This window comes from Pseudomonas sp. p99-361 (assembly GCF_003935475.1).
GTDB classification, from domain to species: Bacteria; Pseudomonadota; Gammaproteobacteria; order Pseudomonadales; family Pseudomonadaceae; genus Aquipseudomonas; species Aquipseudomonas juntendi.
Window position 1 is genome coordinate 16,828 of sequence record NZ_RHQO01000059.1, and the last position, 12,432, is coordinate 29,259.

Below are 12,432 nucleotides of genomic sequence, written 5' to 3' on the forward strand. Positions count from 1 at the left end.
CCCCCATGGCCATCAAAAAATCAGAACTTTATTCCTCCCTGTGGAAATCCTGCGACGAGCTGCGTGGTGGTATGGATGCTTCGCAGTACAAGGATTACGTCCTGGTGCTGCTGTTCGTGAAGTACGTATCCGACAAGTACGCCGGCAACCACAGCGCCATGCTTGAGGTGCCGGTTGGAGGTGGCTTTGCCGACATGATCGCGCTCAAAGGCGACAAGGAGATTGGCGACAAGCTCAACATCATTATTCGCACCCTTGCCGAGGCCAACGGCCTGACCGGCGTGATCGATGTGGCCGACTTCAACGATGCCGAGAAACTTGGCAAAGGCAAAGAGATGGTGGATCGGCTGTCCAATCTGGTCAGCATCTTCGACTCACCCGGCCTCAATTTCAAAAGCAACCGCGCTCAGGGTGATGACATCCTCGGCGATGCTTACGAATACCTGATGCGCCACTTCGCCACCGAGTCTGGCAAGAGCAAGGGTCAGTTCTACACCCCCGCAGAAGTCTCGCGGATCATGGCTAAGGTGATCGGCATTAACGCCGCCACCGATAGCACCCAGACTATTTATGACCCAGCCTGCGGCTCTGGCTCGCTGTTGCTGAAAGCCCACGACGAAGCCAAGCACGCCACCAATCTCGACCTGAGTATCTACGGCCAGGAAATGGACAACGCCACCAGCGCCTTGGCCAAGATGAACATGATCTTGCACAGCTGCGAGACGGCCACCATCTGGAAGGACAACAGCCTCTCTGCGCCGTACTTCACCGAAGCCCATGGCCCGTTCAAAGGCCAGCTCAAGCGTTTTGACTTCGTCGTCGCCAACCCACCGTTCTCAACCAAAGCCTGGAGTAACGGCTTCAATCCCGCTGAAGATGAGTTTGAGCGCTTCGGCCTTGGTATCCCGCCCGAGAAGAATGGTGACTACGCCTTCTTGCTGCACATCCTTACCTCGCTCAAGCACTCCGGCAAGGGCGCGGTGATTCTGCCCCACGGCGTGCTGTTCCGTGGAGGTGCCGAAGGCGCTATTCGCCAGCGCATCCTGGAGCATGGCTTTATCAAGGGCATCATCGGTCTACCGGCCAACCTGTTTTACGGCACCGGCATCCCGGCCTGCATCATCGTGCTGGATAAAGAGCACGCCCATGGCCGCAAAGGTATCTTTATGCTCGATGCCAGCAAAGGCTTCATTAAAGATGGCAATAAAAACCGCCTACGCGAGCAAGACATTCACAAAATCGTCGACACCTTTACCCAGCAGCATGAAGTAGCCAAATACGCCCGCCTAGTGCCCCTGGCCGAGATTGCTGACAACGACTACAACCTCAACATCCCGCGCTATATCGATGCCAGCGCCGCCGAAGACCTGCAAGACATTGCCGCCCACCTGCAAGGCGGTATTCCCAACCGAGATATCGACGCTTTAGCCGCCTATTGGCAGGTTATCCCGGCGGTGCGCGCTAGCTTGTTTGCCCCCGCACGGGCTGGCTACAGCCAGCTGCAAGGGGCTATTGGCGAGATCAAGCCGACCATTTTTGACCACCCAGAATTCACCACTTTCAACCAGACCATCACCGAGCTGTTTGAAGGCTGGAAAACCCGCAATCGTCCAGATATGCACGCCATCGCAATTGGCGACAAACCCAAGGCTTTAATCGACAGCCTGGCCGAAGACCTGCTCGCCATCTTCGCCCAAGCCCCGTTGCTGGATGCCTACGACGTGTACCAGCACCTGCTCGATTACTGGGCTACAACCATGCAGGACGATCTCTATCAACTGGTCAGTGACGGCTGGCAGGCGCTGATTGTTGATGGTGCCAACCAAGGCCAACCGAACACCGATTTGCTGCCGCCAGAACTGCTAATCAAGCGCTACTTCGCTACTGACTCCGAAGCAATCGAACAGCTGGAGGCCGCCCGCGATGCCTTTAGCCGCCAGTTGGAAGAGCTGGACGAAGAGCACGGTGGCGAAGACGGTCTGTTAGCCGAGGGCAAAACCGACAAAGGCAAGCTGACCGCCAAAAGTGTAAAAGACCGCATCAAGGCGATAAAAAACGACCTAGCTGCCGCCGATGAGCGCGCTGCCCTTCAGCGTTACCTCGCAGTGCTGGAGCAAGAAGCCGCTGCCGGCAAAAAGGTCAAAGAGGCGCAAAAGGCCCTGGACATCAAAGTCGCCAAGCAATACGCACAACTCAGCGAAGCGGATATCAAAACCCTAGTGATTGAAGACAAATGGCTCGCGACCTTGGCCTTGGATGTTCAGACCGAACTGGATCGTGTCTCCCAAGCTCTGACCTCACGCATCCGACAACTGGCTGAACGCTACGCCACGCCATTGCCACAACTGGCGGTCGAGGTTGAGGTGTTGGCTTCCAAAGTGAACGATCATCTGGCCAAGATGGGGTATGCGCTATGAATTCGCAGGTTAGGCCGGGGTACAAACTGACCGAAGTCGGGGTGATTCCGGAGGATTGGTCTGTAAAGTCATTGGGCCAACTAACTGGAAAAATAACTACAGGAAAACTTGATGCGAACGCCATGGTGGAAGATGGTGCATACCCTTTTTTCACGTGTGCTCGAGACGTCTATAAAATAAATGACTATGCATTTGATACCGAAGCTTTATTGGTGTCGGGAAACGGCGCAAATGTTGGCTATATTCATTACTACCTTGGCAAATTCAATGCGTACCAAAGAACTTATGTTCTTAGTGAGTTCTCTGCAGATATCACATATTTAAAGATGTACATGGGGCAGCGATTGCAGGAGCGCCTGCGAACAGAGGTAAATGCTGGTAATACTCCATATATTGTTATGGGGACGCTTACTGAAATGCAGATAGGCCTTCCCTCCTCAATTGATGAACAGCGTGCCATCGCAATCGTTTTATCCGATATAGACACCATGATCAGCCGACTAGATCAACTGATCTCCAAAAAGCGCGACATCAAACAAGCCACCATGCAACAACTCCTCAACGGCCTACAACGCCTGTCGGGATTTAGTGGGGAATGGGAGAGGAAGCGCCTTGGAGAAATTGGCTATTTCCTCAAAGGTTCTGGCGTGACGCGTGACCAGTCATTGAGTGGCGACCTTCCATGTATTCGCTATGGTGAAATTTACACGGCACATAACGACTATATCCGCGAGTTCAAGTCGTATATTTCCGTTGCGGTAGCGGAAACTGCTACGCTTATTAAGTGTGGCGATATATTGTTCGCTGGGTCAGGAGAAACCAAAGAGGATATCGGTAAATGCGTCTCCTTTGTTGACCATATGGAAGCCTATGCTGGTGGCGATATCGTCATTTTCAGACCGAAAAATGTGGACTCCCTTTTCCTAGGCTACGCGTTGAATACTCCTGCAGTAAAACGCCAAAAAGCGAGCCGTGGGCAAGGTGATGCAGTAGTACACATCAGCGCAAATGCGCTGGCGAGCGTTGAGGTACTAATGCCAAATCAGGCCGAACAATCCGCCATCGCCAACGTCCTCGCGGACATGGACGCCGAGCTCCTCACCCTCGAAACCCGTCGCAACAAAGCCCGTGAACTCAGGCAAGGCATGATGCAAGAACTACTGACCGGCAGGATTCGGTTATCTCAAAACTCGCAGGATGCAAAGTTATGCTAATCACAGTTGGCCAGATCGAACGCAAGACCCAAGGCCGCGTGGTTGCGCTGTTCCAGCACACCCTCGGCTACGAGTATCTAGGTGACTGGGCGGATCGCGCTGGCAACGCCAACATTGAGCAAGAGCTGCTCCGCGCCTGGCTGACCAAGCAGGGTGTAGATGCCTCTCTGATTACCCGCGCCTTGTTCGAGCTGACCAAGGTAGCCGCCGATGCCAGCAAGAGCCTTTATGACCGCAATAAGGCGGTGTATGAGCTGCTGCGCTACGGCGTGCGGGTCAAGCCTGAGGTGGGCGAGAACACCCAAACCGTGTGGCTGATCGACTGGAAAAACGCAGAGAACAATCACTTCGCGCTGGCCGAGGAAGTAACGGTTAAGGGTGCAGATGCTAAGGCTAGCACCAAACGCCCGGATATCGTGCTGTACATCAACGGTATCGCCTTGGCCGTGCTGGAGTTGAAACGTTCCCGAACGGCAGTCAATCAGGGCATTCGTCAGAGCCTAGATAACCAGAAGCCTGAATTCATCCAGCCGTTCTTTTCCACCATGCAGTTGGTGATGGCGGGTAACGACACACAGGGCATGCGCTACGGCACCATCCAGACAGGAGAGAAGTATTTCCTGACCTGGAAGGAAGATAGCCCGGTCGAGAACCTGCTGGATCGCCACCTGCAACAGGTATGTAGCAAACGCCGTTTGCTGGAGTTGGTGCACGACTATGTGGCGTACGACAGCGGTGTGAAAAAGCTCTGCCGGCAGAACCAGTATTTCGGAGTGCGTGCCGCCCAGGATTACTTGCGCCGCCGCGAGGGCGGGATCATCTGGCACACGCAAGGCAGCGGTAAGTCACTGACGATGGTCTGGCTGGCCAAGTGGATTCGTGAAAACATCCAGGACTCTCGGGTACTGATCATCACCGACCGTACCGAATTGGACGAGCAGATAGAAAAGGTCTTTACCGGGGTCAATGAGCAAATCTACCGCAGCCAGAGCGGCGCTGACCTGATCGCCAAACTGAATCAGCCAGCGCCCTGGCTGTTGTGTTCGTTGGTGCATAAATTTGGCAGCCGCGAAGAAGACGAATCAGCGAACCCGGATATCAAAGTTTTCCTTGAGGAGTTGCGTAAGAACCTGCCTGCAGATTTTCGAGCCAAGGGTGATATTTATGTGTTCGTCGATGAGTGCCACCGTACTCAGTCTGGCGAGCTACACAAGGCGATGAAGGCGATTCTGCCCAATGCGCTGTTTGTCGGTTTCACCGGCACACCGCTGCTCAAGGCAGACAAGCAAAAGAGCATCGAGGTGTTCGGCGGCTATATCCACACCTACAAGTTTGATGAGGCTGTTAAGGATGGGGTGGTGCTCGATTTACGCTACGAAGCCCGCGACATTGACCAAAACATCACCTCGCAGAAAAAGATCGATCAGTGGTTTGAGGCCAAAACCAAGGGTCTGAATGGCTTGGCCAAGGCACAGCTAAAACAGCGCTGGGGCAGTATGCAAAAGGTACTGTCGAGCCAGTCGCGGCTGGAGAAAATCGTCGCCGACATCATGCTCGACCTGGCCACCCGTGACCGCCTGGCCAATGGCCGGGGCAATGCCATGCTGGTCACCAGCAGCATCTTCGAGGCCTGCAAATGCTATGAGCTATTCGCCAAGGCCGGTATGGCCGACACCTGCGCCATTGTAACCAGTTACAAACCATCGCCGGCTGATATCAAGGGCGAGGCTACAGGTGAGGGGCTGACCGAGAAGCTCCGCAAATACAATATCTACAACCAGATGTTGAACGGCAAAGATCCAGAGGTGTTCGAGAAAGAGGTTAAGCAGAAGTTCATCAAAGAACCGGGGCAGATGAAGCTGCTGATTGTGGTCGATAAGCTGCTGACTGGATTTGATGCACCATCAGCCACCTACCTATACATCGACAAACAGATGCGCGACCACGGCCTGTTTCAGGCCATCTGCCGGGTCAATCGCCTCGATGGTGAAGACAAGCAATACGGCTACATTGTCGACTACAAAGATCTGTTCAAACAGCTAGAAAACTCCATTGACGACTACACTAGCAACGCCCTGGATGGCTTCGATAAAGCCGATGTCGCAGGTCTGCTGGAGGATCGTCTCAGTAATGCCCGCGATGACCTTGAGGATGCGCGAGAGGCCATCAAGGCGCTGTGTGAACCAGTTGATCGGCCACGAGATACGCCAGCTTACCTGCGTTATTTCTGCGGATCTGAATCGGGCAATGCCGAGCAGCTCAAGGCCAACGAGCCGCGCCGGTTGAATCTGTACAAGATGACCTCTGCCTTGATCCGCTGCTTTGCCAGTGTAGCCAATGAGCTAAAGGAGGCAGGCTACAGCGCCAAGCAAATTGGCGAAATCAAAGACGAAGTCGATCATTACAACAAAGTGCGTGACGAAGTGAAGGTAGCCAGTGGCGACTACATCGACCTTAAGGCCTATGAGCCTGACATGCGCTTTTTGATTGACACCTACATCCGTGCTGAAGAGAGCGAAAAAATTTCGGCATTCGATGATATGTCGCTGATTCAGCTTATCGTAGAGCGCGGCGTTGAAGCGGTAGAGGCGTTGCCGAAGGGCATTCGGGGCAGCCAGGAGGCTGTGGCAGAAACCATCGAGAACAACGTGCGCAAGCTGATCATCGATGAGTCGCCGATCAACCCAAAATATTACGAGACCATGTCGTCCTTGCTAGATGCCTTGATCGCCAAGCGAAAAGAAGATGCCATCAGCTACCAAGAGTATTTGCAGGAGGTTGTTGAGTTGGCCAAACAGGCCAAGAATCCCAGCAGCACCAATAGCTATCCATCGACAATGAACACCGGGGCTCGGCAGGCGCTGTACGACAACCTGGATAGAAACGCCGGATTAGCGTTGGCAGTCGATAACGCAGTGCTGGCCAACCGTCAGGACGATTGGCGCAATAACGCTTTCAAGGTACGCAAGGTGCGTCTGGCGCTTAAAGATGTACTTGATGCAGCCGGCCACGATGCGGCAGAGCTTGCCGGCGAGTACCACTCAGGCTCTTCCCAGAAGGCCTTGGATAAACTGCTAGAACTGATAACGAGCCAACGTGACTACTGACAACCACAGCATCACGGTCAACGGCCTGAGCGTTGAAGTGGTGCGCAAGAACATCAAAAACTTGCACCTAGGCGTTTATCCGCCCTTGGGTCGGGTACGCGTGGCGGCCCCATTGGCCGTCAGCGACGATGCTGTGCGTTTAGCAGTGGTTGGCAAACTCGGCTGGATCAAACGCCAGCGCGCCAAGTTTCAAGCCCAGCCGCGACAATCCCAGCGGCGCATGGTTAGTGGCGAGAGCCATTACTTCATGGGCCAGCGTTATCGTCTACGTGTAGTCGAAGGTAGCACACCGATGAAGGTCGCGTTGCGGGGCAAAGCTGTGTTGGATCTGTTCGTACGCCCGGAGACCAGCACGGAGCGGCGTGAAGAACTGCTGCAAGCCTTCTACCGCGCCGAGCTTAAAAAACTGATTCCCTCGCTGCTAGCCAAATGGCAGCCGATCTTGGGAGTTGAGGCGAATGCTTGGGGTATCAAGAAGATGAAAACCAAGTGGGGCACCTGCAACATTGCTGCCCGCCGCGTCTGGCTTAACTTGGAACTAGCTAAAAAGCCTGTCCAGTGCCTGGAATACATTCTCGTCCACGAACTGCTGCACCTAATCGAACGCCACCACAACGACCGTTTTCGCAGCCTGATAGATCAGCATTTGCCGCAATGGCAAGCACATCGCGATGAGTTGAATAGGTCGTGGTTGGCTGAAGAGTGCTGGGATTACTAGAATCACCATGCTTTTCCGCACGCCTGAACACAATACTGCAGCCCTTAACTTAGGCAGGATTGGGTGAGGTTGGGTAGGCGTCAGGCCAGTTGTTTCTCAACCTTCGCCAGATCTGCTTTCAACTGCTTGAGTGCCTGCAGGTCATCATCAACGTCATCCAGGTACCAGCTCTCACAGATCTTGTCGAAAATAGCTTCGAGTTGACCTACACCTGCGGCTTTCTTGGACGCTTTTTCATACCGATCCACAATGTCGGCCATCTGTTCTGGTAGGTTCTGGATCAGAACCCGAACACGGGTGGAGTGGCAGCCGGCGTTGATGACGCGAGTTCTCAGAGTGTCCATATGCAGGTCTCCTTTGATGAGCGTGAATTTTGGTCGTACAGGGATCCCGGTGCTGGCGGTGAAGTTAGCCAGGATTGCTGAGGCGTCCTGCCGGGAGAAGTCGATCAGTCTTCCCATATGCCGGTCAGTGACACTGCCGTGCGACCACAGATGCTTTAGCATCAGTCCCAGGGAAAAGTAGTTGATCTGAAGGACGTCACCAGAAAGGCCGGCCCGGACAATACCGCCAGAGGCTGCAAAGCCCTGGGCAATGAGCTTCATGTCGATGTATTTCGGCTGATCGCGCCAGGCCTTAATTTGCTTGGCCATCAACTGAACGTCACCGTTCCAGGAGATGTGCCCCTTCTTCACGCCCTCAAGGAACGCGTAGAGCTCGACGCCAAGCTCCATCGTTGCTGCAACGAGCATTCGCCTCTTCGCTCCGCCAAGGGCGGCGCCTAAGTCACTTGTCCAGAAGACGCGTTGATTCAGCGCCTTGGAATCATACAATTTGAGCATCGCTTCACCGAGCGTGGTGCCCTCCGGGATTAACCCCTCCCCAAAGAACTTGTTCAACCACTTCGACCAGTCGAGGCCTCCGGTCATGCTCTGGAGCATCTTGAACAGCGGATGTGGCTCTCCAACCGTTGCAGGATTGCCCGCTTTGATGCCCTGCTCCCACAGCCATGACATGAACTTCAATGGCAGGCTCGCCGGCGACGTGCGGTCAGCGTCCAGGTGGAGTTTGAGCAACTCGGTCGCCGCCTCCCTGGTCATCTCAGGGAAGATCTTGAATGCCATCTCCCCAATCCCTGCCTCACCTTTCATCAGCATCTCGATTATCGAGCGCTCATCGGTGTGGTTAAGGATCCGGTGGTTGGATGGACGGAGTCGATACGGGGTAAGCGTCCGCCCAACTCACCTTGCGTAAGTTAGGCAGACACCCACTGATGCGGTAACAGTTGCCCGATCTCACTGGCCCGTTGCGTCGGCAACCGCGTCAGTACATCTTTGAGATAGGCATACGGATCATGCCCATTCATGCGCGCCGACTGGATCAAACTCATGATCGCAGCTGCTCGTTTGCCGCTGCGCAACGACCCGGCAAATAACCAGTTCGAGCGCCCGAGTGCCCATGGTCGTATCTGGTTTTCAACTTGGTTGTTGTCGATGGGCACAGCCCCATCGTCCAGGTAGCGCGTCAGCGCTACCCAGCGTTTCAGACTGTAGTCGAGGGCTTTGGCCGTGGCTGATCCGTTGGGTACCAGGTCGCGCTGGGCCAACATCCAGTCATGCAGTTTTTTGCTGATCGGTACCGCCATTTCCTGACGTATTCGCCACCGATCTTCATCACTCATGTCTCGCGCTTGGCGTTCGACTTCGTACAAGCCGCTGATCGAGTGCAGCGCTTGTTCGGCCAACTGGCTTTTGTTCGCGACATGCAGATCGAAAAACTTGCGACGGGCGTGGGCCATGCAGCCGATTTCAGTGATGCCTTGCTCAAAACCAGCTTTGTAGCCAGCGAAGTCATCGCAGACCAACTTGCCGTTCCAGTCGCCCAGGAAGTTGCGTGCATGTTCGCCGGCACGGCTTGGGCTGAAGTCGTACACCACGGCTTTGAGCGCCGAAAACGGCGTCGTGCTGTAGGCCCAGACGTAGGCTCGGTGGGTTTTCTTCTCGCCCGGCGCAAGCATTTGCACCGGTGTTTCATCAGCGTGAATCGCGCCTTGTCTCAGCACGGCTTCACGCAGCGCATCGACCAGCGGCTGGAGCCGCACACCGGTTTGTCCGACCCACTGGGCCAGGGTCGAGCGAGCGATTGCCAGCCCCGCGCGGCCAAAGATTTTCTCCTGCCGGTACAGCGGCAAGTGATCGGCAAACTTCGCCACCATCACGTGAGCCAACAAGCCTGCGGTCGGGATACCTTTGTCGATAACCTGCGCCGGCACCGGCGCCTGCATCAGTGTCTCGCACTGACGGCAGGCCCATTTGCCACGCACATGTTGCTCGACAGTGAACACGCCCGGCGTGTAATCCAGCTTCTCGCTGACGTCTTCGCCGATGCGTTGAAGCTGGCAGCCACAGGCGCACTGAGTGTTTTCCGGTTCGTGACGAATCACCGTGCGTGGAAACTGTGGCGGCAATGGCGCACGTTTCGGGGATTGCCGTGGCTCGGCCTGTGGCGAAGCTGGGAGGAGCTGTTTCAGCTCTGCTTCGATAGCTTCAAGGTCTGTGTCGAGCAGGTCATCCAGCAAGCTGCCTTGCGCTTGGCTGATCTGCTCGCTGCGCTTGGCAAACTTGTGGCGCTTGAGCAGGGCGATTTCGAACTTGAACTGTTCGATGAGAATTTCATCGTTCTGGATCTTCCTGCTCATCGCCTCGACTTGGGACTGCAATTGCAACGCCTGTGCCGCCAAAGCACGAAGCTGTTCCGGAGTCATCTGGTCGAGGTTGGGCGAGAAAGTCATGCCGCCGATTGTGCCAGAGCAAGCTTGATACGACGACAAGCAGACCGGCCAAATGGCCGGCGGTTACAGCATGCTGATCACGCCGCCTGAGCCGACCCGCTGCCACGGCAGGCCCAGCACCAACGCCTGGAGTTGCTCGCTGTCGAGTTCGACCTCACAGCCATGGCGAATGCCGGGCCAGTGAAACTTGCCTTGATTCAGGCGCCGCGCGGCAAGCCAGACGCCCACGCCATCGTGCACCAGCACTTTCATCCGGTTAGCCCGGCGATTGGCGAACAGATAAGCACAGTGCGGCTTCGCCGCACCGAACACCGCGATCACCCGGGCTAATGCGGTTTCGGTACCGGCGCGCATATCCATCGGCTCGGTGGCCAGCCAGATCGCATCGATGCGGATCATTGAGCCACAGCCCGGATAAATTGCGCGCAGCCCTCGGGATCTGAGGTTGGCCATTTCACTGTGATCACTTGGCCGGCCAGGGGCAACTCGATGATCACTGACGCTTCGGTTGGCCGTTTAGGTGCGGCTTTTAGCGGAACAAATGCCGGTAGTGAAGTCGCTGCGGGCTGGTCTCGATAGAGCGGCATCCATTTGCGGATGACGTTGGCATTGATGCCGTGGCTGATGGCGACACTTGAGACAGTCGCCCCAGGTTGCAGGCATTCCTGAACGACCTGGGCTTTGAACGGTTTCGGATAAGAGCTTCGTTGGCGCATGGAAATCCTGGCGATAAGGGTGATCGCGTCCGCTTAAAAATACGCGGACACCATCGCCCTTAAAGCTGGAGTTCGGAAGGTGAGTTCACCGGACGCTTAGAGCGCCAGTTAAAGCTGGCGGAGGATAGTCGATGAAAGTTCGATACTGGTAAGAAATGGCGAATCAACCAGACCCCGAGTCATGCATGTTGCACCGTGAGGTGCAGGGTGAAGCGTTGACAGGGGAAACCGATGGGCCAGCCATTGAGCCGCGTAATCAGGAATTCGGGATGCCGATGCTGTTAAGCGAAGCAGAAGGCAATACGGAGCATGGCGTTATACGCCAGTCATGCTCTGATCCCGCGCGGTCGGAGACCCTGTGCACGTCGGGAAGTCCTTCGTACGGAAACTGGGAGATCTCAGCGGCGCCCGGTGCGCAAGCATCGGGCGGAGCAGGAAAGGCCAAAAGCTGTAACCCTGCTGCCTACGCTGCCGAGAAGTCGGATACGTCCGTAGTACCTGAGAAGCCATCGAACAAAGGGCCTGGCCCTGCGGAGATAGTGGAGGAAAGGGACGTAGCCAAGGGAAACACCAACAAGCCTCCCGCTCCCCGGACACTGAGCCGGATCAGTCGCGCGTCGATGGGACTTGAAGGTGTACGTGAAGCAGCCAGAAGAAACAAGGGCATGCAGTTCACGGCTTTGCTGCACCACATCACACCGCAGTTACTGGCGCAGAGTTTCTATGCTCTGCGCCGGGATGCAGCAGTAGGCGTGGACGGCATGTCGTGGCGGGAATACGAGGAAGGTCTTCTCCAGCGGGTAACTGATCTGCACGCAAGGCTCCACGGTGGAGCCTATCGGGCAACGCCATCGCGGCGGGTCTACATTCCCAAAGCCGACGGCAGGCAGCGTCCGCTGGGCATTGCCTCTCTGGAGGACAAGATCGTACAGCAGGCAGTCGTTACCGTTCTGAATGCGATTTATGAAGAGGACTTTCTGGGTTTCTCGTATGGGTTTCGGCCGGGACGTAGCCAGCACGATGCGCTGGATGCGCTGACGGTCGCGCTCAAGGGTCAGAAGGTGAACTGGATATTGGATGCGGATATCACGTCGTTCTTCGATGAGATCGACCATGAATGGATGCTGATGTTTCTGGGACACCGGATTGCAGACCGGCGCCTGCTCGGGCTTATCTGCAAATGGCTTCAGGCGGGTGTTATGGAAGATGGCCGTAGGGTTGCTGCAACCAAGGGGACGCCTCAAGGCGCAGTGATATCGCCATTGCTGGCGAATATCTATCTTCACTACGTGCTGGATCTGTGGGCAAGGCAGTGGCGCCAGCGGCATGCCCGTGGCGATGTAATTATTGTGCGTTATGCGGACGACAGCGTGGTGGGTTTCAGGACGAAAGGTAACCGTCTGGCCAACTCACCCCTCAGCACACAGACCAGCTCGGACAAGAACGGGTGGAAAACAAAGCCTTGCCCG

9 protein-coding genes are annotated in these 12,432 nt (G+C 55.6%); 5 read left to right on the top strand and 4 right to left on the bottom strand.

What is annotated here, in order from left to right:
- The first annotated feature begins 5 nt into the window (after positions 1–5).
- From EGJ22_RS20490 to EGJ22_RS20505, 4 genes are read left to right on the top strand one after another with little or no spacing between them, the layout of a single operon-like run.
- Positions 6–2,417: a type I restriction-modification system subunit M gene (locus EGJ22_RS20490; RefSeq protein ID WP_102083538.1), complete on the top strand. Its 2,412-nt coding sequence runs from the start codon at positions 6–8 to the stop codon at positions 2,415–2,417.
- Positions 2,414–3,631, top strand: a complete 1,218-nt coding sequence (locus EGJ22_RS26005) for a restriction endonuclease subunit S (RefSeq protein WP_102083537.1) — start codon at positions 2,414–2,416, stop codon at positions 3,629–3,631. The genes EGJ22_RS20490 and EGJ22_RS26005 overlap by 4 nt, the downstream gene beginning before the upstream one ends.
- On the top strand, positions 3,625–6,738 hold the full coding sequence (locus EGJ22_RS20500) for a type I restriction endonuclease subunit R (RefSeq protein ID WP_125920378.1): 3,114 nt from the start codon (positions 3,625–3,627) through the stop codon (positions 6,736–6,738). Before EGJ22_RS26005 ends, EGJ22_RS20500 begins: the two co-directional genes overlap by 7 nt.
- Positions 6,728–7,456, top strand: coding sequence for a M48 family metallopeptidase (locus EGJ22_RS20505; RefSeq protein ID WP_102083535.1), 729 nt, complete (start codon positions 6,728–6,730; stop codon positions 7,454–7,456). Before EGJ22_RS20500 ends, EGJ22_RS20505 begins: the two co-directional genes overlap by 11 nt.
- Before the next feature lie 80 nt (positions 7,457–7,536).
- On the opposite strand, the gene EGJ22_RS20510 is transcribed toward EGJ22_RS20505, so the two are convergent.
- The 4 genes from EGJ22_RS20510 to EGJ22_RS20525 form a co-directional block, all read right to left on the bottom strand.
- The gene (locus tag EGJ22_RS20510) at positions 7,537–8,580 is read right to left on the bottom strand and encodes a hypothetical protein (protein ID WP_125920379.1); all 1,044 of its coding nucleotides are present in this window, start codon (positions 8,578–8,580) and stop codon (positions 7,537–7,539) included.
- A gap of 131 nt (positions 8,581–8,711) precedes the next feature.
- A complete protein-coding gene (locus EGJ22_RS20515) occupies positions 8,712–10,247 on the bottom strand; it encodes an IS66 family transposase (RefSeq protein WP_103462861.1) in 1,536 nt (511 codons plus the stop codon).
- A 63-nt stretch (positions 10,248–10,310) separates the two neighbouring features.
- Positions 10,311–10,646, bottom strand: a complete 336-nt coding sequence (gene tnpB / locus EGJ22_RS26620; RefSeq protein ID WP_003189483.1) for an IS66 family insertion sequence element accessory protein TnpB — start codon at positions 10,644–10,646, stop codon at positions 10,311–10,313.
- Positions 10,643–10,963, bottom strand: a complete 321-nt coding sequence (locus tag EGJ22_RS20525; RefSeq protein WP_125920380.1) for a transposase — start codon at positions 10,961–10,963, stop codon at positions 10,643–10,645. Before EGJ22_RS20525 ends, tnpB begins: the two co-directional genes overlap by 4 nt.
- 155 nt (positions 10,964–11,118) lie before the next feature.
- On the opposite strand from EGJ22_RS20525, the gene EGJ22_RS26625 reads away from it, so the two are divergent.
- Positions 11,119–12,432: reverse transcriptase domain-containing protein (locus EGJ22_RS26625; protein ID WP_256671875.1), on the top strand; the 1,314-nt coding region annotated here is incomplete at its 3' end.

What these genes read in the sequence shown, in the direction of transcription:
- EGJ22_RS26005 (WP_102083537.1), top strand. Translation starts at nt 2,414, where the DNA reads ATGAATTCGCAGGTTAGGCCGGGGTACAAACTGACCGAAGTCGGGGTG.
- EGJ22_RS20515 (WP_103462861.1), bottom strand. Translation starts at nt 10,247, where the DNA reads ATGACTTTCTCGCCCAACCTCGACCAGATGACTCCGGAACAGCTTCGT.
- tnpB (WP_003189483.1), bottom strand. Translation starts at nt 10,646, where the DNA reads ATGATCCGCATCGATGCGATCTGGCTGGCCACCGAGCCGATGGATATG.
- EGJ22_RS20525 (WP_125920380.1), bottom strand. Translation starts at nt 10,963, where the DNA reads ATGCGCCAACGAAGCTCTTATCCGAAACCGTTCAAAGCCCAGGTCGTT.
- EGJ22_RS20510 (WP_125920379.1), bottom strand. Translation starts at nt 8,580, where the DNA reads ATGGCATTCAAGATCTTCCCTGAGATGACCAGGGAGGCGGCGACCGAG.
- EGJ22_RS20490 (WP_102083538.1), top strand. Translation starts at nt 6, where the DNA reads ATGGCCATCAAAAAATCAGAACTTTATTCCTCCCTGTGGAAATCCTGC.
- EGJ22_RS20500 (WP_125920378.1), top strand. Translation starts at nt 3,625, where the DNA reads ATGCTAATCACAGTTGGCCAGATCGAACGCAAGACCCAAGGCCGCGTG.